The following is a 25423-nucleotide window of genomic DNA, read 5'->3' on the forward strand; positions in this document are numbered from 1 at the left end:
CAATTTCCTTCTAAACCCCCGCGTCCCCCAGCACCGCCGCGCGCAGTTCGCCGATGCCCATGCCCTTTTCCGCGCTGGTGACGTGGATTTCAGGATAGGCGGCGACGTGCTTGCGTGCCTCGGCCTCGGTCGCCTCGATGACCTTGGCGAGCTCGCTCGCCTTCATCTTGTCGGCCTTGGTCAGCACGACGCGGTAGCCCACGGCCGCCTCGTCGAGCATCTTCATCATCTCGCGGTCGACGTCCTTGGGACCGTGGCGCCCGTCGACCAGCACCAGCGTGCGCGCCAGCACGGGGCGGCCGCGGAGGTAGGTCTTCACGAGGGTCTTCCACTTCTCGACGACCTTCACCGGAGCCTTGGCGAAGCCGTAGCCGGGCATGTCGACGAGGCGGAACAGCGTCGGGTCGCCGACCTCGAAGAAGTTGAGTTCCTGCGTGCGGCCCGGCGTCACCGAGGCGCGCGCGATCGCCTTGCGCCCGGTGAGCGCGTTGAGGAGCGAGCTCTTGCCGACGTTCGAACGTCCGCAAAAGGCGATCTCGGGCACGGTCGGTTCGGGCAGGAACTTGAGCTGCGGGGCCGAGAGGAGGAAATCCACCCGCCCCGAGAACAGTCTGTTCGCCCGCCGCTCGAGCTCGGCCCGTGCGGCGGCTTCTTCCTCGGTCATCATCCGGCCTTCGCCGCGGCTTCGGCCGCCTTCTTCGCCTTCTCTTCCTCGATCATCGCGCGCATCTGCGGATGCTTCGAATAGAGATATTTCTGCTGCGCCAGCGTGAGCACGTTGGAGGTCACCCAGTAGAGCAGCAGGCCCGCGGCAAACGGCGCCATGACGAACATCAGGATCCACGGCATGATGTTGAAGATCTGCTGCTGCATCGGGTCCATCGCGCTGGGGTTGAGCTTGAAGGTCAGCCACATGGTGAAGCCGAGCATGACGGCGAGCACGCCGAGACCGAAGACGATCATCAGGAACTGCGGCACCTGGATGCCGACCAGCGACAGCGCATTGGCGAGGTTGGCCGGATCGGGCGCGGCGAGGTCCTTGATCCACAGGAATTCGCGGTGGCGCATCTCTATGCCGAGCACGAGCACCTTGTAGAGCGCAAAGAAGACCGGGATCTGCAGCAGCATGGGCAGGCAGCCCGCGACCGGGTTGACCTTCTCGGTCTTGTACAGCTCCATGATCTTCTGCTGCTGGAGCTGCTTGTCGTCCTTGTGCTTCTCCTGGATGGCCTTCATCTTCGGCTGGATCGCCTTCATCGAAGCCATGCTCGCGAAGCCCTTCTGGGCGACCGGGAACATCGCCCCGCGCACGATCAGCGTCAGGATCATGATCGCAATGCCGAAATTGCCGACCAGTTCGTAGATATTGCGGAGCAGCCAGAGGAACGGCTTTTCGAACCAGCGGAACCAGCCCCAGTCGATCGCGAGACCGAATTTCTGCAGACCCGCATCTTCATAGCTGTCGAGCACCACGCTTTCCTTGGCCCCGGCGTAGAGGCGCGAGGTGCGCGTCATCGCCTGGCCCGGCGCGATGGTTTCGGGCTGGTAGATCATGTCGGCGCGATAGGTCTCGTCGCCCAGCGCACGGAAGGTGGTCTCGGGCGCGGTCGCATCCTGCGGGACCAATGCGGCGAGCCAGTAGATGTCGGTGAAGCCTGCCCAGCTGGTACGGCCTTCGGGGGTGACCCGGCCCGCCTCGTCGACATCGTCGTAATCGACATCGTAATCGGCCGCGTCGCCGAACACGCCGATCGGGCCCGAATGCGCGATCCACAGGTCCTGGCTGGCGGTGCGGCTAGTGCGGTTGACGAGGCCGAAGGGCTGGAGGACGACCGGGTTGGCGCCGGTGTTCGCGACCGACTGGGTCGCAGTGAACATGTAATTGTCGTCGATCGCATAGCGGATGCGGAAGACCAGGCCTTCGCCATTGTCCCAGCTCAGCGTCACCGGCGTGGTGACGGTCAGCGCCTTGCCGTCGGCCTGCCACAGCGTGTCGGGGCCGGGAACCTTGAGGTTCGAACCGACCCAGCCGAACTGCGCGAATTGCTGCGCCGGCGTGCCGTTGGGCGAAAACAGGCGGACCGGCTGGCTGTCCTTGCCGGTGCCTTCCATGTGATCCTTGAGCACGACGTCGTCGAGCACGCCACCCTTGAGGTTGATCGAGCCGGCGACGCGCGGGCCGTCGATCGGCAGGCGGTCGGCGCTGGCGAGCGCGGTCTTCAGGTCGGCCTTTTCGAGCGCCCGCAGTTCGGGATCGACGAGCCCGCCGGTGCGCGTGTGCTGGGTCGCCTCGGCCTGGGACGCATCGTCGGCAGTCGCCGCCTGCTCGGTCGGCGTGTCGACCTTGCCCGCGGCCGGCGCATCGGGCTGCGGGTAGAAATAGTCCATCGCCGAGTTCCAGCCCACCAGCAGCAGGAAGGAGAGCGCTATAGCGACGATCAAATTGCGATGGTTGTCCAAGGTCGGTCCCGTCTTTGTCCGGTCGAAATCATGAATGTGGGGTGGTGTCTTAGCCTGTCAAGACAGCACTAGGGCACCGGGTCGTGGCCGTGGCCGCCCCAGGGTTGGCAGCGCATTATACGCTTGAGCGCCATCCATCCACCCTTGATCGCGCCGTATTTTCCTAGCGCCTCGATGGCGTATTGGCTGCACGAGGGGTGATAGCGGCAGGTGGGCGGCAGGATCCGGCTCGGGCCGAGCTGCCACAGGCGCGCGATCCAGATCAGCGGATACTTCATGCGCGCCGGCTCCGCTGGTGGCGCGGGTTGCGCGGTCGGTCGCCCTTGCCCTGGGCTGCACGCGAAAGCGCGGCGGCAAGTTCTGCGCGCAGCAGCGCGAAATCGCGCTCCACCCCGCCGTCACGGCCGATCAGGATATGGTCGTGATCGGGCAGACCCGCTTCGGGCAGGGCCGCCCACAGCAATTCGCGGAAGCGCCGCTTCATGCGGTTGCGCACCACGGCATTGCCGATCTTCTTGGTCACGGTGATGCCGTAGCGCTTGCCCTTCCCGTCATTGGGCCGGGCGAGCAGCACGAAGCCCGGGCGCGCCACGCGCAGCCCGCGATTCGCCGCGAGGAAATCGCTGCGCTTGCGGATCACGGAGAGCGAAGGGTGCATGGATGGCAGATACGCAAAACGGGCCCCCATTGGGAGCCCGCTTGCATCGTCGTGATTGTCGCCGTGCCGCCAGGCCCGGCGGATCACATTACGCGCAGAGCTTCTTGCGGCCACGGGCGCGGCGGGCGCGCAGGACCTTGCGGCCACCGGGGGTAGCCTTGCGAGCGAAGAAACCGTGGCGGCGGGCGCGCACGAGGTTCGAGGGCTGGAATGTCCGCTTCATCGGATCGTCCTTACAAAAATTGGTTGGCTGCCGGCACACACGAATCGCGCCAACAAAAAGGGCCGCCCCTGCGAGCGACCGCCTTACAGGGCCGCGCGCCTAGGCGAATGTGCCTTGCCCGTCAAGAAAAAGTGACGTTGGCATAGGCGAGCGTCGGGGCCGGCTTCGCCACGCTGCGGCGCGCGGGAGTCTTGGCCTGCTGCGGACGGCCCGACCAGCGGCGCATGTCGTTCGCCGCGAGCCACAGCGCCCGGCGGTGCGGCACCGAATTGGTGAAGTCGTAGAAGGCGCGGGCCTGCTCGGCGGTCATGCCCATCTCGCGGTAATAGTCGAGATACTGGCGGTTTTCGGGCGCATCCATGGAAAAGTCGGCAGCCTCGCGGCCATAGGGGTCCATCCAGCTGTGCACGGCGAATTCGGCGCCCTCGGCAATGTCGCGTTCGACGCCGGCGAGGAAGAGTTCGACCGCACCCGAACGGACCGAGCCGATCGCGGGGACATGGGTGACGAGACCCGCGTCGCGGATCATCCGGCCGACCCTGAGGTTGGCGCGGTCGTCCTGCGTCCCGGGGCATTCGACCATGTCGAGCTGCTCGAGGGCGGGGAAATCGCGCAGCATCGCGCGGAAGTAACCCGGGGTCGAGGCATCGGTTTCGCCGACCAGCGCGACGCGGCGTTCGTCGATCACGCGGAACGGGCCGTATTGCGCGATGCCGCGGTTGTAATCGCGGAAACGGCGGTCGATGAAGGGCGGCGCCTTCCACACCGGCAGCGCGGCCGGCTGATAGGTCTGCGGGCGGACCGCGGCCAGTTCCTGGCGCTCTTCCAGCGGCATCGCCGGACGCACCGCGGCGGTGGGTGCGACCTTGCGCCCCTGGTGCGTCTGCTGGACCACCGGGTTCGACACATAGACGACCGGAAGGCTGACCATCGTCAGCGACTGGGCGGAGGCCGGGACCGCGATCAGCGCGGCGAAAGCGGAGATGAGGAGGGCTGCGATTCTGGACATGGCAGGTTTTTGCCGCCCCACCGCTTTCCAGCCGCTCAAGACCTATGGCTAACCCGCTGTTAAGCATAATTCTTCAGCTCCGATCCGGAGGTGCTTTGCCCTCGACAAGCCGGGCCTTTCGCGCCATCGTCTAGGCGCGAACACGGAGGCGGGGGTTAACGCTGGTCGCACTGGTCAAAACCGTGGCCTATCTGGGGCTCGAAGCGCGCGGCGTCGAAGTGCAGTGTTCTGTCGCGCCCGGCCTGCCCAAGTTCAACATCGTCGGCCTGGCCGACAAGGCGGTGGGCGAAAGCAAGGAACGGGTACGCGCCGCGCTCGCCAGCATGGGGCTCGCGCTGCCGCCCAAGCGGATCACCATCAACCTCTCGCCGGCCGACCTGCCCAAGGAAGGTTCGCATTACGACCTCCCGATCGCGCTGGCGCTGCTCGCGGCGATGGGTGTGACCGACGCCGAACAGCTGGGCGACTGGATCGCGGTGGGCGAATTGGCGCTCGATGCGCGGATCGTCCCCTCGCCCGGCGTGCTGCTGGCGGCGATCCATGCCGGTGCGGAGGATCTCGGGCTGATCTGCCCAAGGGCGCAGGGCGCCGAGGCGCGCTGGGCGAGCGAGGTGCCGGTCTGCGCCGCACCCGACCTTGCCAGCCTGCTCAACCACCTCAAGGGCACGCAGCGCTTGCCCGATCCCGAGCCGGGCGTGGTCGAGAGCGAGGCGTCGGGCGGCGATCTCAAGCAGGTCAAGGGACAGGAAACCGCCAAGCGCGCGTTGGAGATCGCCGCTGCGGGCGCGCACAATTTGCTGATGATCGGGCCGCCAGGCGCGGGAAAGTCGCTGCTCGCCAGCTGCCTGCCGGGCATCCTGCCGCCGCTCTCGCCCGCCGAGGCGCTCGAGGTCAGCATGGTGCAATCGGTCGCCGGCACGCTCGAGGAAGGCCGCATCAGCCGCACCCGCCCGTTTCGCGCGCCGCATCATTCCGCGAGCATGGCGGCGCTCACCGGCGGCGGGCTGCGCGTGAAGCCGGGCGAAGTCAGCCTCGCGCATCTGGGCGTGCTGTTCCTCGACGAACTGCCCGAATTCCAGCGCGCGGTGCTCGATTCGCTGCGCCAGCCGCTCGAAACGGGCAAGGTCGACGTCGCGCGCGCCAATGCGCATGTGACCTTTCCCGCCAATGTCCAGCTGGTGGCGGCGATGAACCCGTGCCGCTGCGGCCATCTGGGCGACGCCGCGCTCGCCTGCAGTCGCGCGCCGCGCTGCGCTGCCGATTACCAGAGCAAGGTCTCGGGTCCGATGCTCGACCGGATCGACCTGCATGTCGAAGTCGACCCGGTCTGCGCCGCCGACCTCGCCCTGCCCCCGCCCGCCGAGGGCAGCGAGCAGGTCGCGGCGCGCGTCGCCAGGGCGCGTCGGCGCCAGACCGACCGCTCGGAGACTACGGGCGCGCGGACCAATGCCGAGCTCGACGGCGATGCGCTGGAGGAATTCGCGACACCCGACGAGGCGGGCCGCCAGCTGCTGATGCAGGCCGCCACCGCGATGCGGCTTTCGGCGAGGAGTTATACGCGGATGCTGCGCGTCGCGCGGACGATCGCCGATCTCGCGGGAGTCGAGCAGGTCGGCCGTATGCATATCGCCGAAGCGCTGAGCTATCGCAGGCAGCCGCCAAGATCTTGATCCCTCAATCTTTGCCGCAATACACTGTTCTCTAACATTCTACGTCACAGCGGGATCGTCACCAATACAATGCATCGAGGGTCACCATGCTGATACGTTCGTCAATTTTCACAGCCTTGTCTGCGGCAACTGTCGCCGCCAGCAGCCCAGCGAGCGCGACGACCTATGCAACACAGAAGTTCGAGTGCCCAGTCGGGGGCGAGAAATTCAAAGCAGATGTGGTCTTGAGCAACATCACCTTCGGCCAAAGGGCCGATGGAAAGCCCTACAGTCCGCTCCCGGTGCCACCCATCGTTGAATGTCCGGAAAATGGCCTCCTTCTGATCGACGAAGAATTTAGCGATGCGGATTTGCTTGTTCTCGGAAACGCAGTCCATTCCGAAGAATATCAGGCCATGAGGGGGACGGAGACCCCGCATTTCCGTGCTTTCTGGCTGAAGAAGCAACTCGGACGAGATCCTACCTCGCAACTGAGTTCGCTATTGCAGGCGACTTGGGAAACCGATGAAAACTACGATCGGAAGGTCCGGTATCAGGCGAGGTTCATCGCGGAAGCAACGGGCTGGAAAGCCAGCGGGGACGATCAGGAGGCATGGTTCTGGTTTAACGTTCGAGCCGTTAATGCCCTGCGTGAACTGGGCTATTTCACCAAGGCGGAAGAGCACCTGAAACTTGTAGCCTTGCCCGAAAACCTTCCTGAGTCTCCCGAGGCAGCCCAGAACGGCAAGGAATTCATCGATCGCTTGAGTGCTTTGCTGAAGGACAAGAACCCGCTGGCCGAGCCTGCCAACCTGGTTCCCTCCGAAGTTGCGATGTTTCGATGCGTCGATCCGCAACCTCCTCTGACACCCGCCGAAACGTCGGTGTGCGCGCAAGAGAATATCCAGAATCTCATTCGCGAGTTTGAATTCAAGCCGAAAGGCGGCAAGATGTTGCAAGGCGCAACTGCAGTGAGGGCGGCGAACACCGAACTTCGGAAGCAAGACTAGCCCAAACGAGCGTACAGGCTCCTCAGTCGGCCTCGCTCAGGTCGAGATTCAGCTTGACCGTTTCGTGCTCGGCCTCGCCCTCGAACTTCTTGAGGAAGTCCTCGATCGGCACCTGCTGCCCCTTGTCGACCAGCGGAGTGGCCTCGCCACCGAGGCCGCCGCGCATCTCGTCGGGGGTCATGCGGACATGGACATAGGGGACCCAGACCTCGCCGAATTCGGCCTGCTGGTACCACACGTCGAGGATATCGTAGGAGGCCCACTGCCCGCTCGGTTCGCGCAGCCGGATGCCCTCGCCGATGCGCGGCACGGTCAGCGCCTTGATGCGATGCACGCTCTGGTGCGTTTCGTTCTGGACTTCGATTTCGATCACTAGGCAGGTCCGGCGGAAAGCGGTGGAATCGGTGGTGCATGCGCTTATCGCAGCGACGGGTTGAGATCGTTTTAACGATGACGTCACGGGGCCACGGGGTCGTTACGGCAGATCGGGCGCGCAGGCGCCGCTTGTCACGGTAGCGGAAATCGCCCATGCGGGCCGGTGTGGGGCATGCATCGAAAACCGGCCATGCCGGTGGACCGCCGAGACTCAACCGCAAATTCTCCATCCAGCCGTGACCGCCCCCGCCAATCCGCCCACCCATCCGGTCGCCGCGCTGCGCCAGCGCTATGCCGAGCTGCCCCCCGGCGTGCGCGACCGGCTGCCGGCGATCGTGCTCACGGTGGTTATCGAAGTGCTGCTGGTGCTGGCGCTGATGTCGCTCGGTTCGGTGAAGCGCGAGATCGTGGCGATGACCGATACGCTGGTCGCCTTCACCACCCCTGCGGCGAAGGAGGAGGCGGAGGCCGAGGATACGCCTGCCCCCGCGCCTGCCGAACAGTCGCAAGCGGTCGAGACCGAGCCGACGCCGCTGCAGCCGCAACCGGCAGCAGAGGCGTCGCGCCAACCGCTGTCACCGCCGCTCCCGGCTCCGCGACCGATCCTGCGCAACAGCTTCTCGCTCGAAAGCGTGCCGCAGACCGCTCCGCCCGCGCCCGGGGCCAAGCCGCAGGCCTATGGCCCCGCCTTCACGCCCTCGGTCGGCGACACGCCGCGAATCGCGGGCAGCGGCCCGCATGGCGAGCCGCTCTACGCCGCGCGCTGGTACCGCCGCCCCTATGACGACGAACTGGCGGGCTATCTCTCGACCACGCAGGGACCCGGCTGGGGGCTGATCGATTGCCGTACCGTGGCCGACTATCGCGTAGAGGATTGCGAGGTGGTGGCCGAATCGCCGCAGGGATCGGGCATCGGCAAGGCGGTCCAGGCGGCGGCGTGGCAGTTCAAGGTTCGCCCCCCGCAACGCGGCGGACGCCCGATGGTCGGCGAGTGGGTGCGAATCCGGATCTATTACGAGATCGATCCGGGCGAGGCGGCGCGGCAACGGTTCCGGTTTGGCAGCGACTAGGCGGCCGTACCCTCCCTGCCGCGTGTCAGGCTGCGCTCTGCGCCTTGCGCATGCTGGCGATGTCGATCACCTGGCCGCGCTCGATCGCAGCACCGGCTTCGGCCTTGCTGCCGTCGGCGCGAATGCCGAGGCGGTCGCGCTCGACGAGGTAGAGATCTGCCGGGCCGAGAATGCGTCCGTCATGGCTGAGGATCGAGGTCGGGCCGATCGGCAGGCGATCGCGTTCGTCGACCAGGACCGGATTTTCCACAACTTCGGCACCGTATTTCTGGCCCCACTGGCGCAGCGCGACCATCGCGGGGAGCAAATCGAATCCCTTGTCGGTCAGCCGATATTCGATCTTGCGCTTGTCGTCGGCGCAGGGATCGCGCTTGAGAATGCCGTGGCTGACCAGCTTGGCGAGCCGGTTGGAGAGGATGTTGCGGGCAATGCCGAGCTCGCTGAGGAATTCCTCGAAATGATGCAAGCCATTGAAACTGGCTCGCAAAATCATGAAGGACCATCGCTCGCCCATGACTTCGAGCGCTTGCGGCAGGCCGCATTCGGTCAGTTCGCGGAGCGGTTCGCGGAGGTCACCCATAAAATCAGTCCTCTTTCGGCAACCTATCCTCTCTAGCGCAAAAACGGCGTTTGCCAAATTTTTCAAAATATGGGTTGCATCGCGAAACTCATCATCCTAGAGGGTTTCGCAGCATTAAGTTGCGATTTGCAACTGAATTGCAGAAACCTCAATCTCCGTTGAGATAATTGCAACTCGGAAGGACTCCCCCATGACCTCCATCCTCTCCCGCGCAAGCCATGTCGGCGTCTTCGCCGCTGCCCTCGCCTACACCGGCCTGACCTTCGGCGCCCTCGCACCGACCGCCGCCGAAGCCAAGTCGAACGGCTATTTCTACACCGTCGAGCTGGCCCAGCCGGTCGACGCGCCGACCACCACCGTCGCCGGTGGCGTCGCCTGGGCCTGCAAGGGCACCACCTGCGTCGCCAACAAGGGCAGCTCGCGCCCGCTGCGCATGTGCCGCGAACTGCAGCGCGAGCACGGCGCGATCACCGCTTTCACCGCCAATGAAGAAGCGCTCGACGCCGACAAGCTGGCGCAGTGCAACGGCTGATCACAGATCACCCCCACCCCTCTCCATCGGGTGGCTGACTACGGGCTCCGGCGAACCATCGCCGGGGCCCTTTTTCTTAGATGAGACCCCGGTCCGCGAGATCGGCCTCGAGCCCTTCGGCCCCGGCGAAATGGTGGACATGCCAGCCGCGCGCCGCCGCCGCGTCCGCATTGGCGCGGTTGTCGTCGATGAACAGCATCGCCGAAGCGGGCAGGCCGAAGCGCCGCTCGGCCAGCGCGAAGATCGCCGGATCGGGCTTGGCCAACTTCTCCTCGCCCGACACCACGATGTCGCGGAAGCGGTCAAAGATCGGCGCAGTCGGGCGGAAGCCGGCCCAGAATTCGGCCCCGAAATTGGTGATCGCGAAGAGCGGAACCCCCGCTTCGTCGAGCCGCTCCACCAGCGCAAGGCTGCCCGGCACGGGCCCGGGAACGGTTTCGTTGAAGCGCGTCGCATAGGCGCGAATCTCGGTTTCGAAGTCGGGATAGAGCGCGATGCGCTCGGGCACCATGGCAGCCAGCGGCCGTCCGCGATCATGCTCGAAGTGCCATTCCTCGGTCACGACCTCGCCGAGCAGCTTCTCCAGCCGCGCCTCGTCGGCGACGATCTTCGCGAAGAGGTGCCGGAGCTGCCACTGGTAGAGGACGCGGCCCACGTCGAACACGACGGCTTCGATGGTCATCGGTATGTCCTCGCCGACCGGGCGGCGGCAGATGCTGCGTTACACGGCACCACTGCGCATGCCCCAAACACGAACGGCCCGCACTCCTCGTCGGAGCCGGGCCGGTCGAACAACGCTTCCGCCCGCAAGCGAGCGGAGCCGCGAATTAGCCCTGGCGGGCCTTGAAGCGACGGTTGGTCTTGTTGATGACGTAGGTGCGCCCGCGGCGGCGGATGACGCGGCAATCGCGATGGCGGCCCTTGAGCGACTTGAGGCTGTTGCGAATCTTCATGGTGTCTCTCGTCAAATAAATACGCGCCGGAAATGGGGTCCCGACGCGCGAAATCAAGCGCGCCGTTAACTGCCCCGGGGGATTCGGTCAAGGACAGAGTGAGTCTTTGCCGGGTGCGCCGACGACGTCCGTCGCCGACTTTCGGCTGCACCGCCCCACTCCCCCACCCGGCCACCCATAGAATACCGTATAGAATACCGTGCCGTGGGTGGCCGGGTGGGGGAAGTGGGCCGGTGCCGAAGGTCAGGACGGAGGTCCTGACCGCACGCAGCAAATAGCTCGCCTCTTACCCACGCTTCCAGATCATCGGGCCGAGCGGCTGCCCGCCGAAGATGTGGACGTGAAGATGCGGCACTTCCTGCCCGCCGTGCATGCCCACATTGGCCATCATCCGGTAACCGGGTTCGACCAGCCCCTTGTCGCGCGCGACCTTGCCCACCGCGCGGACGAAGCCGGCGATCTCCTCCGCGCTTCCCCGCGCGCTGAAATCGTCCCAGCTGACATAGCGCCCCTTGGGCACCACCAGCGTGTGCACCTCGGCCTGCGGGTTGATGTCCTCGAAGGCATAGGCCCATTCGTCCTCATAGACCCTGGTCGAAGGAATTTCGCCGCGCAGGATCTTCGCGAAGATGTTGTCGTCGTCATAGGGCAGCGTCGGATCGATCGGCATCTACTGGGTCCTCCCGGCTTTTTCCTCGAGCCCCGATGTCCCCTCGCGCCGGTCGAGCTCGGCCAGCACCTCGGCGAAGGGGATGTCGCGCGCATCGAGCGCCACGAGCAGGTGGAAGAGAATGTCCGCCGCCTCGCCCGTGAGTTCGGCTTCGCTACCCGAGAGCGTGGCTATCGCGGCTTCGACCCCTTCCTCGCCCAGCTTGCGCGCGATCTGCGGCAGGCCCTTGGCGTGGAGGGTGGCGACATAGCTTTGCGAAGGGTCGGCCCGGCGCCGCTCGGCGATGGTCCTCTCGAGGCGGGATAGCGTGTCCATGGCCCGCGCTATGCACGGGGCCCGCGCACAGCGTCAATCTCCGTTGCGGCTCACCAGGAAGCGGCCGATCAATACGCCCGCCAGTCCGACCGCGACCAGCGTCAGCGCGCTCGGCTCGACCAGCCTCGCGGCAATGCCCGCCGGGCCGCCGAGATCCGCGAATTGCGCGGCCAGGGAGATGAACTGGCTGCTCATGGACGCTGCTTATCATTTGACGGGAGATGCCGCATGAACGGCGAGCGTGCCGTCCCGTGGCGAGACGGTCAGCCGCGCGCGGGCAGGCCCGCCGCGCGCAGGGCGGCATGCGCCTCGGCGATGGTGTGCTCGCCGAAATGGAAGATCGAGGCGGCAAGCACCGCGCTGGCATGGCCGCGCGTCACCCCTTCGACGAGGTGGTCGAGCGAACCGACCCCGCCGCTGGCGATGACCGGCACCGAAACCGCGTCGGCGATCGCGCGGGTCAGTTCGACGTCGTAACCCGCCTTGGTGCCGTCGCCGTCCATCGAGGTGACGAGCAATTCGCCCGCCCCCAGCTCCGCAAGGCGGATGGCATGTTCGACCGCGTCGATCCCGGTCGGCTTGCGCCCGCCATGCGTGTAGATTTCCCAGCCGCGCGCCTGCCCGCTGGTCGAGGCGCGCGCGTCGACGCTGGCGACGACGCACTGGCTGCCGAACTTCTCGGCAATCTCGCGCACCAGTTCGGGTCGCGACACGGCGGCCGAATTGACCGCCACCTTGTCCGCACCCGCGAGCAGCAGCGCGCGGGCGTCCTCGACGCTGCGCACCCCGCCGCCGACGGTCAGCGGCATGAAACAGACCTTGGCGGTGCGCTCGACCATGTCGAGCAGTGTCCCGCGCCCTTCGTGGCTCGCCGAAATGTCGAGGAAGCAGAGCTCGTCCGCCCCGGCGGCGTCATAGGCCTTGGCCTGCTCGACCGGATCGCCCGCATCCTTGAGATCGATGAAATTGACGCCCTTGACCACGCGCCCGTCGCGCACGTCGAGGCAGGGGATGACGCGGATACGGACGGTCATCGGGTCACCATCACGACTGCCCCTATGAAATACCAGCTGACGAAAAGGAAAAGGAGGATATCGATGCCGACCATCAGCCAGTATTTTCGCGCATTTCCGGACCGCGCATAGGTGAAGCGCCCCCACCCAGCCTCAAGATTCTTGAAATCGCGGACAAGGACGCGGCCCTGACCCAGCCAGAGGGCGACGATGAAGGCGCCATAAATGATTGCCAGCGCCTTGCTCACGCCCGTGCCGCCACGCGCAGCGCCGCGGCCAGATCGAGGCGGCCATCGTAGAGCGCGCGCCCGGTGATCACACCTTCGATCCCCTGAGGTGCGAATTGCGCCAGGAGGTCGATATCGATCAGGCCCTTGACCCCGCCGCTGGCGATCACCGGTATGTCCACCTGCCGCGCCAGCCCCACAGTGGCATCGATATTGACCCCCGTGAGCAGCCCGTCGCGGCCGATGTCGGTGAACAGCAGCGCGGCAACGCCCGCATCCTCGAACCGCCGGGCAAGGTCGATCACCGGCACGTCTGAGACCTCCGCCCAGCCCTCGGTCGCGACCATGCCGTCGCGCGCATCGACCGCGACCACCACGGCGCCGGGGTGCTCGCGCGCCATGTCCTTGACGAATTCGGGGTCCTTGAGCGCGGCGGAGCCCATCACCACGCGGGCGACGCCTGCCGCGAACCAGCCCTCGACATCGGCGCGCGTGCGGATGCCGCCGCCGAGCTGGACCCGACCAGGAAAGGCCGCGACGATAGCCTCGACCGCGCCGCGATTCTGCGCCTCGCCTTTGAACGATCCGTCGAGATCGACGACGTGGAGATGCGTCGCCCCGGCCTCGGCGAACTGCCGTGCCTGCGCCGCCGGATCGTCACCATAGACGGTCGCGCGGTCCATATCGCCTTCGGCGAGGCGCACCACCGCGCCGGCCTTGAGATCGATCGCGGGAAATACGATCACGGCTTCCACTCCAGAAACTTGCTCATCAGGTCGAGGCCATAGGCCTGGCTTTTCTCGGGATGGAACTGCACCCCCGCGATATTGTCGCGTCCGACCGCGGCGACCAGACCGCCGCCATGGTCGGTCATGGCCAGCACATCCTCGTGGTGGCGCGCCCGGAAATGGAAGGAATGGAGGAAATAGGCCTCGCCGGCGGCGATGACCTCGTGCCCGCGCGCATGCGGCAGCGGGGCGACATCGTTCCAGCCCATGTGCGGGACCTTCACGCTGGTGTCGGTCGGCTCGATCAGCCGCACCGTGCCTTCGATCCAGCCGAGCCCGCTGGTTTCGCCATGCTCGAGCCCGCGCGTCGCGAGCAATTGCATGCCCACGCAGATGCCGAGGAAGGGCGCGCCGCCGACGAAGACGCGTTCGTGCATCGCCTCGATCACGCCCGCTTCGGCGCGCAGCCCCTCGGCGCAGGCCTTGAACGAGCCGACCCCGGGCAGGACGATCCGGTCGGCCGCGCGCACCACGTCGGGATCTGCGGTGACCCGGACCTCGGCGCCGACCTTGCGCAGCGCATTCTCGACCGAGTGCAGGTTCCCCGCGCCGTAATCGACGAGGGCGACGATCTCAGCCACCGAGCTGCCCCTTCGTGCTCGGGATCGCACCGCCCTTGCGCGGGTCGATTTCGACCGCGGCGCGCATGGCGCGGGCGAAACCCTTGTAGATCGCTTCGCAGATGTGGTGGTTGTTGGTGCCGTAGAGCACCTCGACATGCAGCGTCAGCCCGCAGGTCTGCGCGACAGAATGGAACCAGTGCTCGATCAGCTCGGTGTCCCATTCGCCGAGCCTTTCCTGGCTGAACCCCGCGCGCCAGACGAGGTAGGGCCGCCCCGAAATGTCGAGCGCGACTCGCGCCAGCGTTTCGTCCATCGGCGAATAGGCGCTGCCGTAGCGCGCGATACCGCCCTTGTCGCCGAGCGCGGCGGCGAGCGCCTGGCCCAGCGCCAGCGCGCTGTCCTCGGTCGTGTGGTGCTGGTCGACATGGAGATCGCCGTCGACCTTCATCGTCACGTCGATCAGCGAATGCTTGGCGAATTGTTCGACCATGTGATCGAGAAAGCCGATGCCGGTGGCGACCTCGTAGCGTCCCGACCCGTCGAGATCGACCTCGACGAGAATCCTGGTTTCCGCAGTGTTGCGTTCGATCCGTCCTGTGCGCATGCGGATCGCGCTAGAGCGACGCGCAGCACTGCGCAAGAAAATGCGCCCTTGTGCGGGGCACAGAGCCGCTAAAACGGCTTGACCATGCCCGCCGCCCACTCCACCTAAAAGGGCATGAGCGACGACACGCCCGACAGCATGATCCCCTATGATTCCATCGTGCAGGAAGCCCTGCGCGCAGTGGTCGGCCGCGTGCTCGGCGAAATCGAGCAGGGCGGCAGCGAGCTGCCCGGCGCGCACCATTTCTACATCACCTTCAAGACACATGCCCCGGGCGTCTCGATACCGGCGAATTTGCGCGAGCGGTTCCCCGACGAAATGACGATCGTGCTGCAGAACAAGTTCTGGAACCTCAACGTGCGCGAAGACGGCTTCGCCGTTGGCCTGTCTTTCAACCAGGTACCCGCGGAACTCGACATCCCCTATGCCGCGATCACCCAGTTCGTCGATCCGGCGGTTGATTTCGGGCTCCAGTTCCAGGCCACCGTCGCCGACATGGCACCCGCGCAGACCGAGCATCCCGACAATGACGGATCGGAACAGGGCGGTGACGAGGCCGTTAAAGGGGCGGACGACGGTTCCAACGTCGTGACGGTCGATTTCGGCCGCAAGAAATAGGCGCCGGACCAATCCCGGCGAAGCGGGGCAGGACATGGCGAAACGCGGGCCGAGCGGCAAAGGCAAAACACAGCATCTGACCGATACGATGGGCGAGGCGCTCGAGCGGATCACCGACGAGCAACCGTCAATGCCCGATCCGGTCCCCGGTCCGAGTCCGAACCCTGCCACCAATCTGATCATCCACGACATCATGCTCCGCAGTGCCGGACGCCTGTCGCGCATGGCGGTCGAGAAGGCGGTGCTCGGCAAGCAATACGGCAAGCAGTTCGCCAAGGACGCGGTCGAAAACCGCAGCGTGCTGCACACGCTCGCTGCCTATGGCGTGACCAAGGTCGCGACCCGATCGGTACCCGGCGCAGTGGTGGTGGGCACCGGCCTGGTCCTCAAGGTGCTGTTCGACCGCAGCCAGTCGCGGCGCGAAGCGCGCCGCCAGGGCGATCGGCAGTTGCGCAAGCAGGCGAGGCGCGCTGACAAGAAGTGACGGCATCGCGGGCGAAGGGGTTGATTTGCCGCCCCGCGATGCGGCAACAGCGCGCATGGCCGATTCCACCAACCGTTCCGACAAACTCGCCCGCCGCGGGCTGATGTTCATCCTTTCCTCGCCCAGCGGGGCGGGCAAGACCACCATATCGCGGATGCTGCTCGACGCGGACGACGAGATCAAGCTGTCGGTCAGCGTCACCACGCGTCCGCCGCGCCCGGGCGAGAAGGACGGGGTGCATTACTATTTCGTCGACGACGCCGAGTTCGACCGGATGGTCGAGGAAGACGATTTCTACGAATGGGCGCCGGTCTTCGGCCATCGCTACGGCACGCCCAAGGGCCGCATCCGCAACGCCCTGAAGGAAGGGCAGGACTTCCTCTTCGACATCGACTGGCAGGGTACGCAGCAGCTCTACCAGAAGGACCAGCAGGATGTGGTCCGCGTGTTCATCCTGCCGCCGAGCATCGCCGAGCTCGAGCGCCGGCTGCGCGGGCGCGGGACCGATACCGACGAGGTGATCGCGGCGCGCATGGAGCGCGCCCGCGCCGAGATCAGCCACTGGGACGCCTATGACTATGTCGTGATCAACGAAGACGTCGACAGCTGCTTCGCCAAGGTCCGTGAAATCCTCGACGCCGAACGCACCAAACGCCAGCGGCAGACCGGGCTGATCCCCTTCGTGCGCGAATTGATGGCCTGAGAAGAGCCGGATATCCTGATTGCGAGGCTTGTCCTGGATGCGAATTGTCAATCTTTACGCGTTAGCGCTAGACCGGCACCGCGCCGGCAAGCGCATTAACGAGGTTTTGGGAATACAGGGTAGCCATGTCCGCGACGGAGTTTGACGAAGGCGCGAAGACCTTGGCTTTTCTCAAGAGCCATCGCCTGCCGCCGACCCCCCAGAACTATACGCTGGCCTATATCGCGCTGCATGATCGCGGCTCGCCGATCGCGCTGGCGATCAAGGCGATCACCGACGAGGGGTTCCGCATCAAGCAGGACGAAGTCGACACCATCTTCGAGCGGCATGGCGGCCTCGCCATCTTCGGCCTGCAGGAACGCGCCAACATCTCGCTCGCCACCCAGCTGCGCCACCAGACGCTCAAGATCAGCGAGCTGACCTCGTCAGCTGCCGATGCGACGGGCGCCTTCGCCCGCGAGCTCAGCGAAGAGGCCGACGCCTTTTCGGGCGACAATGCGAACGCGCTGTCGATCATGACCAAGATGGTCGAGCATTCGCTGCAGGCGCAAAGCCGCCTGACCGCCGCGGTGCAGGAAGTGAAATCCCTGCGCGAGGAGCTGGAGGCGGCGCGCAACGACGCGCATCGCGACGAGCTGACCGGCCTCGCCAATCGCCGCGCGATCGACGCGCTGCTCGTCGAATTGGCGGACAAGGGCGAGGCACGCGTCATCGGGTTGTGCGACATCGACAATTTCAAGTCGGTCAACGATCGTTACGGCCACAGCGTCGGCGACCGCGTGATCAAGCTGGTCGCCAAGACGCTGGAAGAAACCTGCGCGCCGCACTTCGTCGGTCGCTGGGGCGGCGAGGAATTCATCGTCATCATGCGCTCGCGCGACTTCAAGGGCGGCGCGAAGCTGCTCGACAAGGCTCGCTTCGAACTCGCCGAAAAGGAATTCAAGCTGCGCGAGACCGACGAGCCGATGGGGCTCCTCTCCTTCTCGGGCGGCGTCGCGCTGGCCACGGGTGGGCGCGAAGCGAACGCCGCCACGCTCAAGGCGGCCGACGAGGCGCTCTACCGGGCGAAGTCCTCGGGCCGCAATTGCGTCATCTGCACCGAGGAATTCTAACGCCCGATAGCGTCGGGTCGACCGCAGCTACCTGCCGGCGATCAGCGAGCCGATGAATTCCGCGCCGTCTTCATCGAGCACGTCGAAGATCAGGAAGGCTTCTTCGCGATTGGGGCCAGCCAGCGTGCCGGCGAAACGCCCCTTGAACCCGTAGATCGTGTCGTCCGATTCCCCGCTAAAAAATCCGCTCGAACCAACCGTCGCCGAGAACGGCAGTGCCGCGCGCTCGACCTGAGAACCGTTGACCGTCTCGAAGATACGGATCGTCCCGGTGATCTTCTTGTCGCTCGCCGTCACCACGAGGTCGGTCGCCGACGCGAAATAGACGCCCGCCGCAGTCGTGCCGGAGGTGCCGCCGGTCACCTGCGCGGTCCCGGTATAGGTCAGGTTGGTAGAGATCGCGTCGGTTGTGGTCACCGGATTGAAAAAGAGCGCGTAGCGGAAGCTGCGCAGCGTGCCCGGAACCGTGTCGAGGACATAGGATTGCGAATGCTCGTAGGACACGCGCATGACGTGCGTGAACGGCAGTTCCATCCGCAGGACGTCGCTGCCCTTGCGATAGACGCGCAGGACATCCGAAGCGCTGTCGAGATCGGCGGCGACGAAACTCGGAATATCGAACGGATCGGGCCAATCGTAGGCCACGCTCTCAGGCGCGACAGCGTAGACGATCTCGCTCGTCCCGTCGCGACGCGAGCCCTCGCTCCAGGTTTCGCTACCCGAGGTCGGCTTGAAATAGGCGAAGACGTAGGACGCATTCGTGACCTGCGTGGTGAACGCCTTGGTGAAGTCGAACTCCACCGGTGACTGCGTCGGCGTCGGGGTGGGTGTCGGGGTCGCCGTGCTGGTGGGCGTGGGGGTGGGCGTCGGGGAGGAGTCGCCGCCGCCGCAGGCCGAGATCAGGAGGCAGCCGAACGCCGCACTGGCGAGAAGAATGGATTTGCGATGCATGAAACGGGACCCTCTACCGCAAGCCGTGGCCTGCATGTGCACACTTGCCGGATGATTAGCGTCGAGGATCGGCGCTCGCCAAGTGCTTTCCCCACCGAACCCCAGAAAAATCCGATCAGTTGCGTGCCGTAGCCGCGCAGTCAGGGCCGCCCGGCGCGCGGAGCATCGACATCGCAGGCATAGATCCGACCGGCCTTTTCGGCGCTGGCAACCTCGCGGTGCGAACTCGGCGCGACGAGCATGAACAGCGTTCGCCCGTCGGCACCCCCGAGCATGCAAGCGTAGCAATTGAGCCCCCCGGTCTCGATCGTTTCGAGCACCTCGCCGCCCTCCGCGATGCGCACGCAGCGCGGGCTGAGCGGATCGGCGATCCAGATCGCGCCGTCGGCATCGAGACAGATGCCATCGGGAACATGCGGTGCGGTGCTCGCCCAGACACGGCGGTTCGACAGCGTGCCGTCTTCACCGATGTCGAAGGCGGTCAACCGCGCCGCCAGGGTTTCGCCGACCACCAGCGTCTTGCCGTCGGGCGTGATGACCGTGCCATTGGGAAAGCCGAACCGCTCCTCGCCGGCCGCGGAACGGACCGATCCATCTGCGTCGACGAGGGCGATCGGCGTCGTCGGGTGATCGGCCAGCACACTTTCGGGCCCGCGCGCGGAGAGCTCCGCATCGAGATCGAAGCCGAAATTGCCGACATAGGCGCGTCCCGCCGCATCGACGACCATGTCGTTGCACCAGAAGGTCGCGAGGGCCGACAGGTCGGCATGGCGTTCCAGCCTGCCATCGGACCAGCGACGCCAGACCTCCTGCGCCTGCATCTTGACGAAGAGCAGCGAGCCGTCGGGCATCCAGCCGAGGCCCGAGGACTGCTCCTCGCCCTCGAGCCCGAGCTCGACCCGCATGTCGCCCCCGCCCTCGCCGACCGAATAGATCCGATGGGCGTAGAAATCGGAGAACCACAACCTGCCCCCATGCCAGCGCGGGCCTTCGGCGAAATGGATACCGTCGGCTACGAGACGCAGGGTGCGGGCCATGGGCTTACTCCATCAGGGCTGCGCGAAATGGCTCGGCAGCAGGGCGTTGACGATACCGCCATCGACGGTGAGCGTTTCGCCGATCGTGTAGTCGCCCGCGCGGCTGGCGAGGTAGACCGCGGTGCCGCCCATGTCGAACTTGTCGCCGACCCGCTTGCTCGGGATACCGGCAGCCGATTGCTCCTCGTGGTCGCGCGCCGCCCGGTTCATATTCGAGGGGAAGGCCCCCGGTGCGAGGCTGGTGACATAGACGTGGTCCTTGACCAGCCGCGCGGCCATACGCCGCGTCAGGTGGATCAGCGCGGCCTTCGAAGCCTGGTAGCTGTAGGTCTCCCACGGATTGACGCGCTGGCCGTCGATCGAGGTGATGTTGATCACCTTGGCCGGCTTGTCGGCGCTGGCGGCGGCGGTCAGCAGAGTGTGCAGCTTCTGCGTCAGGAAGAAGGGCGTCTTGACGTTTAGGTCCATGACCTTGTCCCAGCCGCTCTCGGGGAATTCGAGATAGTCGACACCCCAGGCCGCGCCGGCATTGTTGACGAGGATGTCGAGCTTGTCCTCCTTGGCGGAGATTTCGGCGACCAGTTCGTCGATCCCCTCGATGGTCGAGATATCGCCCTGGATCGGGATCACCCGCTCGCCCAGTTCCTCGGCGGTTTCATGCAGTTCGCCGCCCTTGCGCGCGGTAATGTAGACGCGCTCGATCCCGGCGGCGAGGAAACCCTCGACGATCATCCGGCCGATGCCGCGGCTGCCGCCGGTGACGAGCGCGACGCGCCCCTTGAGGCTGAACAGGTCTTCGAGGGTCATTCGCTCTATCCTCTCTCAATTCGTCATTGCGAGCGGAGCGAAGCAATCCATGGCCCCGCCCCCTCGTTCATCGCGACCATTCGCGCCCCGCAAGGCCGAACCATGGATTGCCGCGTCGCCTTCGGCTCCTCGCAATGACGAGGAGCGTTGACGTCAATATCCGCTCAGTTCCGCAACGCGCCCGGCGTGGTAGTACTGGTCGCCGAGGAACTCCTGCAGCGCACGGTCGCGCTTCATGTAAAGCCCGATGTCGTATTCGTCGGTCATGCCGATGCCGCCGTGCATCTGCACGCCTTCGCGCACCGCGAGGCCGGCAACCTTGGCGACCTTGGCCTTGGCGACCGAGGCCATGAGGTCGGCCTTTTCGCTGCCCGCATCGAGCAGCTGCGCCGCCTTGATGGTGACCGCACGGGCGATCTCGACTTCCGAATAGAGGTGAGAAGCGCGGTGCTGCAGCGCCTGGAATTCGCCGATCACCTTGCCGAACTGCTTGCGCTGCTTGAGGTAATCGACGGTCATGTCCATCGCGCCGCGGGCTACGCCAACGCCCTCTGCCGCCGAGCCGACACGCCCCGCCATGAGCATGGCGTTGAGCACGTCGCGCCCGCCATCGACCTCGCCGATCACCGCATCGCCGTCGAGCTCGACCCCGTCGAAGGTGATGTGGCTTGCCATCGAGCTGTCGACGAGGCGCACGCTGTCGTGGCTCATGCCCGCGGCATCCTGCGGCACCGCGAACAGCGTCACGCCGTCCGTGTCGCTATCGCTGCCCGATGTGCGAGCGGCGACGACGATCATCTCGCTGCTCGCGCCGTAGACCACGAAGTCCTTCTTGCCCGACAGCCTGAAGCCGTTGCCCGAGCGCTCGGCCTTGCAGGCGATCCGCTCGGGGCGGTGCTTGCGACCTTCGTCCACGGCGACGGCATAGACCATCTCGCCCGCGATCAGGTCGGGCAGCCAGCGGCCCTTCACATCGTTGCTGCCGTGCTTGAGCGCGGTCGCGGCGAGCACGGAAGAGGACAGGAAGGGCGACGGCGTCAGGTTGCGACCGATTTCCTCGAGCACGATGTTCGCCTCGACCTGGCCCATGCCGAGCCCGCCGTCGTCCTCGTCCACCAGCATGCCGGTGAAGCCCATCTCGGCGAACTGCTTCCACAATCCGTGGCCGAAGCCGTCCTTGCAATTGCGGTCGCGCCAGTGGCGCAGCTGGTTCTTGATCGAACCCTCTTCGCCCATGAACTGGCTGGCGGTTTCGGCCAGCATCGTCTGGTCGTCGTCGTAATAGAGAGGCATCGATCAGGCTCCCGGCAGGTCGAGAATACGCTTGGAAATGACGTTCAGCATGACTTCGGAGGTGCCTCCTTCGATGCTGTTCGCCTTGGTCCGCAGCCAGTTGCGCGACGGCTTGCCGCCGCCGGTGTCCTCGCTCTCCCATTCGAGCGCGTGGCTGCCGCCAGCGGCCATGATCAGCTCGTGGCGGCGCTTGTTCAGTTCGGTGCCGGCGTATTTCATCATGTTCGGCTGCGCGGGATGCGCCTTGCCGACCTTGATCTCGTCTAGGAACTTCTCGCCCATCGCCGAATAGGCCAGCGCATCGACGTCGAACTGCGCCAGCTCGGCACGCAGCACCGGGTCGATCTCGCCATTGGCGCGGGTCAGCGCCGCGCCGATCGCGCTGGTGCGGTCGCCGCCATCGGCGCCCGAGATCATCTCGCGCTCGTGGCCGAGCAGGTACTTGGCCACGTCCCAGCCGCGATTGACCTCGCCGACATAGGCGGGAACGTCCTCGCCATAGCTCTTGGGCACGCTCACATCGTCGAAGAAGGTCTCGCAGAAGGGGCTGTTGCCGCTGATCAGCAGGATCGGCTTGGTCGACACGCCTTCGCTGGCCATGTCGTAGAGCATGAAGGTGATGCCCTGGTACTTGTTCGCCTTGTCGGTGCGGACGAGGCAGAAGATCCAGTCGGCCTTGTCGGCATAGGAGGTCCAGATCTTCTGGCCGTTGACCACCCAGTGGTCGCCCTTGTCTTCGCCGAAGGTCTGCAGGCTCACGAGGTCCGAACCCGAGCCCGGCTCCGAATAGCCCTGGCACCAGCGGATTTCGCCGCGCGCGATCTCGTTGAGGAAGCGCTGCTTCTGGCCTTCGGTGCCGAAGTGGAGCAGTGCCGGGCCGAGCATCCAGATACCGAAGCTGGAAAGCGGCGGACGCGCGCCGATGCGGCTCATTTCCTCGCGCAGCACCTTGGCCTGCGCCGGGGTGAGGCCGGCGCCGCCATAGTCCTTGGGCCATGCGGGCACGGTGTAGCCCTTGTCGCGGCAGGCCTCGAACCAGGCCTTCTGCGCGTCGTTCTTGAAGCTGGCGTTGCGGCCGCCCCAATAGATGTCGTCCTCGTCACGGACGGGCTCGCGCATTTCGGGCGGGCAATGGGCGTCGAGCCAGGCGCGCGTCTCGGCGCGGAAGGCCTCCAGGTCGCTGTCGGACATTGGCCGAATCCTCTCTTCTAAAGCAGCGGTATGTTGACGCTTACGTTAGGGTGATTCGCCCTATCCATGCAAGGGCACTGGCGGGAGCCGCCGTTGCCGTAACGTCAGCCGGATTTCGTTGACGCGACCCCCTGCTCCCCTAAGCTGGCGGCGGAGAAATTCGGGGAGAGAGTAGGCATGCGATTCTCGGGCAAGACCGTGGTCGTGACGGGTGCGGCATCGGGTATCGGTGCGGCAGCGACCGCGCTGTTCGCGCGTGAGGGCGCCGTGGTTTTCGCCAGCGACATCGACGTCGAAGGCGGCGAGAAGCTGGCGCGCGAGACCGAGGGCGATGTCCGCTACCTTGCCTGCGACGTGTGCGATCCGGCCGCGATCAAGGCGCTGATGGATCGCGCCGCCGAGGAAACCGGCGGGATCGATACCGTGTTCAACAATGCCGGCGCGGGCGGCGCGCGCCCGAATATCGCCGAGATCGAGCCCGACGAATGGGACCGCACGATGGACCTGCTGCTGCGCTCGGTAGCGATGGGCATCCGCTACGCCGTGCCGCACATGAAGGGTCGCCCCAGCACCAAGAGTGGCGGGGCGAGCATCGTCAATGTCTCGAGCGTCGCCGCGGTCGGCCCGGGCTATTCGCCGACCGCCTATGCGGTGGCCAAGGCGGGCGTGCTGCATCTCACCAAATGTGCCGCCACAGACCTAGCCCAGCACGGCATCCGCGTAAACGCGGTCCAGCCGGGCTTCATCAACACCAACATCTTCACCGCCTCGCTCGAGATTCCGGACGAGGTGAAAACTCAGGCCAAGGCGATGATCGCGCAGATGTCGTCCAATGCGCAGCCGGTAGCGCGCGGCGGCCAACCGGACGACATCGCCAATGCGGTCGCCTTCCTCGCCAGCGAGGAGGCCGGCTTCATGACCGGCGCATCGCTGATCGTCGACGGCGGGCTGACGCTCGGGCCGCGGCATAGCTGGGACCCCGAGGAAGGTGGCGCCTTCGAAGCGCTGATCGCGCTCGAGGAGCAAATGAAGGCGGCGCAGCAGACCGCCTGATGCCCTTCGTCACCGGTCCCCTTCCCCAGCGCCTCAAGCTGATCCACGGCTTCGGCGCGGTCGCCTTCGGGGTCAAGGATTCGGGCTTCAGCTTCTTCCTGCTGATCTTCTACAATCAGGCGCTAGGCATGGACGCGGGCACCGTCAGCCTCGCGCTAGCGCTGGCGCTGGTGGTCGATGCCTTCATCGACCCGCTGCTCGGCAATCTGTCCGACCGCACATGGTCGCGCTGGGGCCGGCGCCTGCCCTGGCTCTATGCCGCGCCGATCCCGCTCGCCTTCGCCTGGGTCTTCCTGTGGCACCCGCCCGGCGGCAATACGCCGGCTTTCTGGGAGCTGCTCGCGGTCGCGATCTCGGTGCGCGTGCTGCTGTCGGCCTGCGAGGTCCCTTCGGTGAGCCTGCTGCCCGAGATCACTGCCGATTACGACGAGCGCACCACGCTGTTCCGCTATCGCTACCTGTTTGGCTGGTGCGGCGGGCTGGTGATGATGTTCCTCGCCTATTTCGTCTTCATGCCCGGCCCCCAAGGGCTGCTGCAGCCGGATGGCTATTTCTGGTTCGGCCTCGTCGGCGCGATGCTGATGGTCGTCTCGGTGCTCGGCTCCGCGCTCGGCCAGCACAGGCTCGTCGCGGGCTATCCCGAGACCAAGGCCCCGCCCTTCAGCTGGCGCGGCGCCTTCGGCGAGATCGTCGACGCCTTCAGCGAGCGGGCGTTCCTGATTTTCGCCGCGGGCGCGCTCGCCGCCTATGTCAGCCAGGGGCTTACCTTTTCGCTGACTAACTATCTCAACATCTTCGTCTGGCAGTTCGATACGGCCGAGCTGCGGATCTTCCCGATCATCCTGTTCCTGTCGGTGGTACTGATGTTCTTCATCGTCGGGCCGATGCATCGCCGCTGGGGCAAGCCCAAGAGCGCGGTGATCGGCGCGCTCGGCTCGCTCGGCGTGATCCTCGTTCCCTTCGCGCTCTACCTGAGCGGCTACTGGCCGACCGTCGGATCGACCACCAGCGCCGCGCTGTTCTACTGCTTCCTGCTGGTATCGAACACGCTGGGCGTGGTCGTGATGATCTCGGGCAGCTCGATGATTGCCGAGATCGTCGAGGCTTATCAGGAGCGCACCGGACGCCGCGCGGAAGGCAGTTTCTATTCGGGCAACTGGTTCGTCCAGAAATGCGCCACCGGCGGCGGCATCCTGCTCGGCGGCCAGGTGATCGCGCTTTCGAATCTGCCCGCCAAGGCCGCGCCCGCGAACGTGGCGCCCGAGGTCGTGACGCAGATGATCCTGCTCTATTGCGGCGCGATCACCGTCCTCGGGCTGATCGCCGCCTATTGGCTCGGACGCTTCCCGATCGATCGAGAGCAGCACGAGGCGCGGCTCGCCGCACTCGACGCCGCGGCCCGAGCGGATGTCGACGCGGCGGTCACCCCGCCCTGATTAACCCTTGGCGCGGCGCCGCTGTCGTGCCAGTTTCCT

Annotated in this window: 33 protein-coding genes; 10 read left to right on the plus strand and 23 right to left on the minus strand. The window is 65.9% G+C overall.

All coding sequences use genetic code 11. The features are described 5' to 3' along the window. Positions 1 to 10 precede the first annotated feature (10 nt). From yihA to K3181_RS04775, 6 genes are all read right to left on the minus strand, one after another. The gene (yihA, locus tag K3181_RS04750) at positions 11 to 664 is read right to left on the minus strand and encodes a ribosome biogenesis GTP-binding protein YihA/YsxC (protein ID WP_221601327.1); all 654 of its coding nucleotides are present in this window, start codon (positions 662 to 664) and stop codon (positions 11 to 13) included. Beyond that, complete coding sequence (yidC, locus tag K3181_RS04755) at positions 664 to 2460, minus strand: membrane protein insertase YidC (RefSeq protein WP_221601329.1); 1797 nt, start codon at positions 2458 to 2460, stop codon at positions 664 to 666. The genes yihA and yidC overlap by 1 nt, the downstream gene beginning before the upstream one ends. 68 nt (positions 2461 to 2528) lie before the next feature. Then, entirely contained in the window at positions 2529 to 2738 is a 210-nt protein-coding gene (yidD, locus tag K3181_RS04760; RefSeq protein WP_221601331.1) for a membrane protein insertion efficiency factor YidD, read from the minus strand. Further along, the gene (rnpA, locus tag K3181_RS04765; RefSeq protein ID WP_221601333.1) at positions 2735 to 3118 is read right to left on the minus strand and encodes a ribonuclease P protein component; all 384 of its coding nucleotides are present in this window, start codon (positions 3116 to 3118) and stop codon (positions 2735 to 2737) included. The genes yidD and rnpA overlap by 4 nt, the downstream gene beginning before the upstream one ends. A gap of 88 nt (positions 3119 to 3206) precedes the next feature. Then, on the minus strand, positions 3207 to 3341 hold the full coding sequence (gene rpmH, locus K3181_RS04770; protein WP_057884309.1) for a 50S ribosomal protein L34: 135 nt from the start codon (positions 3339 to 3341) through the stop codon (positions 3207 to 3209). A 121-nt stretch (positions 3342 to 3462) separates the two neighbouring features. Next, on the minus strand, positions 3463 to 4350 hold the full coding sequence (locus K3181_RS04775) for an alpha/beta hydrolase (RefSeq protein ID WP_221601335.1): 888 nt from the start codon (positions 4348 to 4350) through the stop codon (positions 3463 to 3465). 161 nt (positions 4351 to 4511) lie between these two features. On the opposite strand from K3181_RS04775, the gene K3181_RS04780 reads away from it, so the two are divergent. Both K3181_RS04780 and K3181_RS04785 read left to right on the plus strand, forming a co-directional pair. Then, positions 4512 to 6020 carry a YifB family Mg chelatase-like AAA ATPase gene (locus tag K3181_RS04780; RefSeq protein WP_221602833.1) on the plus strand — a complete coding sequence of 503 codons (1509 nt, stop codon included), beginning with the start codon at positions 4512 to 4514 and terminating at the stop codon, positions 6018 to 6020. A gap of 86 nt (positions 6021 to 6106) precedes the next feature. Next, positions 6107 to 7009, plus strand: a complete 903-nt coding sequence (locus tag K3181_RS04785; protein WP_221601337.1) for a hypothetical protein — start codon at positions 6107 to 6109, stop codon at positions 7007 to 7009. A 22-nt stretch (positions 7010 to 7031) separates the two neighbouring features. On the opposite strand, the gene K3181_RS04790 is transcribed toward K3181_RS04785, so the two are convergent. Continuing rightward, positions 7032 to 7382 (minus strand): hypothetical protein, encoded by a 351-nt coding sequence (locus tag K3181_RS04790; protein ID WP_221601339.1) that lies wholly within the window; start codon positions 7380 to 7382, stop codon positions 7032 to 7034. A gap of 238 nt (positions 7383 to 7620) precedes the next feature. On the opposite strand from K3181_RS04790, the gene K3181_RS04795 reads away from it, so the two are divergent. After that, the gene (locus tag K3181_RS04795) at positions 7621 to 8454 is read left to right on the plus strand and encodes a hypothetical protein (RefSeq protein ID WP_221601341.1); all 834 of its coding nucleotides are present in this window, start codon (positions 7621 to 7623) and stop codon (positions 8452 to 8454) included. Positions 8455 to 8479: 25 nt separating this feature from the next. On the opposite strand, the gene K3181_RS04800 is transcribed toward K3181_RS04795, so the two are convergent. Beyond that, entirely contained in the window at positions 8480 to 9034 is a 555-nt protein-coding gene (locus tag K3181_RS04800) for a winged helix-turn-helix transcriptional regulator (protein ID WP_221601343.1), read from the minus strand. A gap of 190 nt (positions 9035 to 9224) precedes the next feature. On the opposite strand from K3181_RS04800, the gene K3181_RS04805 reads away from it, so the two are divergent. Next, entirely contained in the window at positions 9225 to 9566 is a 342-nt protein-coding gene (locus K3181_RS04805; RefSeq protein WP_221601345.1) for a DUF8200 family protein, read from the plus strand. A 76-nt stretch (positions 9567 to 9642) separates the two neighbouring features. Here the strand turns inward: K3181_RS04805 and K3181_RS04810 are convergent, their stop codons facing one another. The 10 genes from K3181_RS04810 to hisB all read right to left on the minus strand — a co-directional run bounded on the left by K3181_RS04810 (position 9643) and on the right by hisB (position 14699). Beyond that, on the minus strand, positions 9643 to 10248 hold the full coding sequence (locus K3181_RS04810; protein WP_221601347.1) for an HAD family hydrolase: 606 nt from the start codon (positions 10246 to 10248) through the stop codon (positions 9643 to 9645). A gap of 145 nt (positions 10249 to 10393) precedes the next feature. Beyond that, entirely contained in the window at positions 10394 to 10519 is a 126-nt protein-coding gene (gene ykgO, locus K3181_RS04815; protein ID WP_050599643.1) for a type B 50S ribosomal protein L36, read from the minus strand. Positions 10520 to 10805: 286 nt separating this feature from the next. Then, positions 10806 to 11189 carry a histidine triad nucleotide-binding protein gene (locus K3181_RS04820; RefSeq protein WP_221601349.1) on the minus strand — a complete coding sequence of 128 codons (384 nt, stop codon included), beginning with the start codon at positions 11187 to 11189 and terminating at the stop codon, positions 10806 to 10808. Beyond that, on the minus strand, positions 11190 to 11504 hold the full coding sequence (locus K3181_RS04825; RefSeq protein WP_221601351.1) for a phosphoribosyl-ATP diphosphatase: 315 nt from the start codon (positions 11502 to 11504) through the stop codon (positions 11190 to 11192). Between the two features lie 33 nt (positions 11505 to 11537). Then, positions 11538 to 11699, minus strand: a complete 162-nt coding sequence (locus tag K3181_RS04830) for a hypothetical protein (protein ID WP_221601353.1) — start codon at positions 11697 to 11699, stop codon at positions 11538 to 11540. 68 nt (positions 11700 to 11767) lie between these two features. Further along, positions 11768 to 12538 (minus strand): imidazole glycerol phosphate synthase subunit HisF, encoded by a 771-nt coding sequence (hisF, locus tag K3181_RS04835; RefSeq protein ID WP_221601354.1) that lies wholly within the window; start codon positions 12536 to 12538, stop codon positions 11768 to 11770. Further along, positions 12535 to 12765 carry a hypothetical protein gene (locus K3181_RS04840; protein WP_221601356.1) on the minus strand — a complete coding sequence of 77 codons (231 nt, stop codon included), beginning with the start codon at positions 12763 to 12765 and terminating at the stop codon, positions 12535 to 12537. The genes hisF and K3181_RS04840 overlap by 4 nt, the downstream gene beginning before the upstream one ends. Then, positions 12762 to 13490 carry a 1-(5-phosphoribosyl)-5-[(5-phosphoribosylamino)methylideneamino]imidazole-4-carboxamide isomerase gene (gene hisA / locus K3181_RS04845; RefSeq protein WP_221601358.1) on the minus strand — a complete coding sequence of 243 codons (729 nt, stop codon included), beginning with the start codon at positions 13488 to 13490 and terminating at the stop codon, positions 12762 to 12764. Before hisA ends, K3181_RS04840 begins: the two co-directional genes overlap by 4 nt. Next, complete coding sequence (gene hisH, locus K3181_RS04850; protein ID WP_221601360.1) at positions 13487 to 14113, minus strand: imidazole glycerol phosphate synthase subunit HisH; 627 nt, start codon at positions 14111 to 14113, stop codon at positions 13487 to 13489. Before hisH ends, hisA begins: the two co-directional genes overlap by 4 nt. Then, positions 14106 to 14699, minus strand: coding sequence for an imidazoleglycerol-phosphate dehydratase HisB (gene hisB / locus K3181_RS04855; protein ID WP_221601362.1), 594 nt, complete (start codon positions 14697 to 14699; stop codon positions 14106 to 14108). The genes hisH and hisB overlap by 8 nt, the downstream gene beginning before the upstream one ends. 114 nt (positions 14700 to 14813) lie before the next feature. Here hisB and K3181_RS04860 point away from each other — a divergent pair, with 114 nt between their 5' ends. The 4 genes from K3181_RS04860 to K3181_RS04875 all read left to right on the plus strand — a co-directional run bounded on the left by K3181_RS04860 (position 14814) and on the right by K3181_RS04875 (position 17616). Continuing rightward, positions 14814 to 15317, plus strand: coding sequence for an SspB family protein (locus K3181_RS04860; protein ID WP_221601364.1), 504 nt, complete (start codon positions 14814 to 14816; stop codon positions 15315 to 15317). Positions 15318 to 15351: 34 nt separating this feature from the next. Next, positions 15352 to 15801, plus strand: a complete 450-nt coding sequence (locus K3181_RS04865) for a hypothetical protein (protein ID WP_221601366.1) — start codon at positions 15352 to 15354, stop codon at positions 15799 to 15801. Between the two features lie 55 nt (positions 15802 to 15856). Beyond that, entirely contained in the window at positions 15857 to 16504 is a 648-nt protein-coding gene (gene gmk, locus K3181_RS04870) for a guanylate kinase (protein WP_221601368.1), read from the plus strand. Positions 16505 to 16665: 161 nt separating this feature from the next. After that, positions 16666 to 17616 carry a GGDEF domain-containing protein gene (locus K3181_RS04875; RefSeq protein WP_221601370.1) on the plus strand — a complete coding sequence of 317 codons (951 nt, stop codon included), beginning with the start codon at positions 16666 to 16668 and terminating at the stop codon, positions 17614 to 17616. A 27-nt stretch (positions 17617 to 17643) separates the two neighbouring features. On the opposite strand, the gene K3181_RS04880 is transcribed toward K3181_RS04875, so the two are convergent. The 5 genes from K3181_RS04880 to K3181_RS04900 form a co-directional block, all read right to left on the minus strand. Continuing rightward, on the minus strand, positions 17644 to 18567 hold the full coding sequence (locus tag K3181_RS04880) for a hypothetical protein (RefSeq protein ID WP_221602906.1): 924 nt from the start codon (positions 18565 to 18567) through the stop codon (positions 17644 to 17646). A 140-nt stretch (positions 18568 to 18707) separates the two neighbouring features. After that, a complete protein-coding gene (locus K3181_RS04885) occupies positions 18708 to 19604 on the minus strand; it encodes an SMP-30/gluconolactonase/LRE family protein (protein ID WP_221601372.1) in 897 nt (298 codons plus the stop codon). Positions 19605 to 19616: 12 nt separating this feature from the next. Further along, positions 19617 to 20411, minus strand: coding sequence for an SDR family oxidoreductase (locus K3181_RS04890; RefSeq protein ID WP_221601374.1), 795 nt, complete (start codon positions 20409 to 20411; stop codon positions 19617 to 19619). Between the two features lie 153 nt (positions 20412 to 20564). Next, the gene (locus K3181_RS04895; protein ID WP_221601376.1) at positions 20565 to 21704 is read right to left on the minus strand and encodes an acyl-CoA dehydrogenase family protein; all 1140 of its coding nucleotides are present in this window, start codon (positions 21702 to 21704) and stop codon (positions 20565 to 20567) included. Positions 21705 to 21707: 3 nt separating this feature from the next. After that, positions 21708 to 22895, minus strand: coding sequence for an acyl-CoA dehydrogenase family protein (locus K3181_RS04900; protein ID WP_221601378.1), 1188 nt, complete (start codon positions 22893 to 22895; stop codon positions 21708 to 21710). A 177-nt stretch (positions 22896 to 23072) separates the two neighbouring features. Between K3181_RS04900 and K3181_RS04905 the strand changes: the two genes are divergently transcribed. After that, positions 23073 to 23948, plus strand: coding sequence for an SDR family NAD(P)-dependent oxidoreductase (locus K3181_RS04905; RefSeq protein ID WP_221601380.1), 876 nt, complete (start codon positions 23073 to 23075; stop codon positions 23946 to 23948). After that, positions 23948 to 25384, plus strand: coding sequence for an MFS transporter (locus tag K3181_RS04910; protein ID WP_221601382.1), 1437 nt, complete (start codon positions 23948 to 23950; stop codon positions 25382 to 25384). The genes K3181_RS04905 and K3181_RS04910 overlap by 1 nt, the downstream gene beginning before the upstream one ends. The last annotated feature ends 39 nt before the right edge of the window (positions 25385 to 25423 follow it).

It is taken from the genome of Qipengyuania mesophila (genome assembly GCF_019711655.1).
Taxonomy (GTDB): domain Bacteria; phylum Pseudomonadota; class Alphaproteobacteria; order Sphingomonadales; family Sphingomonadaceae; genus Qipengyuania; species Qipengyuania mesophila.

Excerpts from the sequence above, each read along its gene's own strand:
- yihA (WP_221601327.1), bottom strand. The coding sequence starts at position 664 with ATGACCGAGGAAGAAGCCGCCGCACGGGCCGAGCTCGAGCGGCGGGCG.
- yidD (WP_221601331.1), bottom strand. The coding sequence starts at position 2,738 with ATGAAGTATCCGCTGATCTGGATCGCGCGCCTGTGGCAGCTCGGCCCG.
- rnpA (WP_221601333.1), bottom strand. The coding sequence starts at position 3,118 with ATGCACCCTTCGCTCTCCGTGATCCGCAAGCGCAGCGATTTCCTCGCG.
- rpmH (WP_057884309.1), bottom strand. The coding sequence starts at position 3,341 with ATGAAGCGGACATTCCAGCCCTCGAACCTCGTGCGCGCCCGCCGCCAC.
- K3181_RS04775 (WP_221601335.1), bottom strand. The coding sequence starts at position 4,350 with ATGTCCAGAATCGCAGCCCTCCTCATCTCCGCTTTCGCCGCGCTGATC.
- K3181_RS04785 (WP_221601337.1), top strand. The coding sequence starts at position 6,107 with ATGCTGATACGTTCGTCAATTTTCACAGCCTTGTCTGCGGCAACTGTC.
- K3181_RS04800 (WP_221601343.1), bottom strand. The coding sequence starts at position 9,034 with ATGGGTGACCTCCGCGAACCGCTCCGCGAACTGACCGAATGCGGCCTG.
- K3181_RS04805 (WP_221601345.1), top strand. The coding sequence starts at position 9,225 with ATGACCTCCATCCTCTCCCGCGCAAGCCATGTCGGCGTCTTCGCCGCT.
- K3181_RS04810 (WP_221601347.1), bottom strand. The coding sequence starts at position 10,248 with ATGACCATCGAAGCCGTCGTGTTCGACGTGGGCCGCGTCCTCTACCAG.
- ykgO (WP_050599643.1), bottom strand. The coding sequence starts at position 10,519 with ATGAAGATTCGCAACAGCCTCAAGTCGCTCAAGGGCCGCCATCGCGAT.
- K3181_RS04820 (WP_221601349.1), bottom strand. The coding sequence starts at position 11,189 with ATGCCGATCGATCCGACGCTGCCCTATGACGACGACAACATCTTCGCG.
- K3181_RS04825 (WP_221601351.1), bottom strand. The coding sequence starts at position 11,504 with ATGGACACGCTATCCCGCCTCGAGAGGACCATCGCCGAGCGGCGCCGG.
- K3181_RS04830 (WP_221601353.1), bottom strand. The coding sequence starts at position 11,699 with ATGAGCAGCCAGTTCATCTCCCTGGCCGCGCAATTCGCGGATCTCGGC.
- hisF (WP_221601354.1), bottom strand. The coding sequence starts at position 12,538 with ATGACCGTCCGTATCCGCGTCATCCCCTGCCTCGACGTGCGCGACGGG.
- hisB (WP_221601362.1), bottom strand. The coding sequence starts at position 14,699 with ATGCGCACAGGACGGATCGAACGCAACACTGCGGAAACCAGGATTCTC.
- K3181_RS04860 (WP_221601364.1), top strand. The coding sequence starts at position 14,814 with ATGAGCGACGACACGCCCGACAGCATGATCCCCTATGATTCCATCGTG.
- K3181_RS04865 (WP_221601366.1), top strand. The coding sequence starts at position 15,352 with ATGGCGAAACGCGGGCCGAGCGGCAAAGGCAAAACACAGCATCTGACC.
- gmk (WP_221601368.1), top strand. The coding sequence starts at position 15,857 with ATGGCCGATTCCACCAACCGTTCCGACAAACTCGCCCGCCGCGGGCTG.
- K3181_RS04880 (WP_221602906.1), bottom strand. The coding sequence starts at position 18,567 with ATGCATCGCAAATCCATTCTTCTCGCCAGTGCGGCGTTCGGCTGCCTC.
- K3181_RS04885 (WP_221601372.1), bottom strand. The coding sequence starts at position 19,604 with ATGGCCCGCACCCTGCGTCTCGTAGCCGACGGTATCCATTTCGCCGAA.
- K3181_RS04890 (WP_221601374.1), bottom strand. The coding sequence starts at position 20,411 with ATGACCCTCGAAGACCTGTTCAGCCTCAAGGGGCGCGTCGCGCTCGTC.
- K3181_RS04895 (WP_221601376.1), bottom strand. The coding sequence starts at position 21,704 with ATGCCTCTCTATTACGACGACGACCAGACGATGCTGGCCGAAACCGCC.
- K3181_RS04900 (WP_221601378.1), bottom strand. The coding sequence starts at position 22,895 with ATGTCCGACAGCGACCTGGAGGCCTTCCGCGCCGAGACGCGCGCCTGG.
- K3181_RS04905 (WP_221601380.1), top strand. The coding sequence starts at position 23,073 with ATGCGATTCTCGGGCAAGACCGTGGTCGTGACGGGTGCGGCATCGGGT.
- K3181_RS04910 (WP_221601382.1), top strand. The coding sequence starts at position 23,948 with ATGCCCTTCGTCACCGGTCCCCTTCCCCAGCGCCTCAAGCTGATCCAC.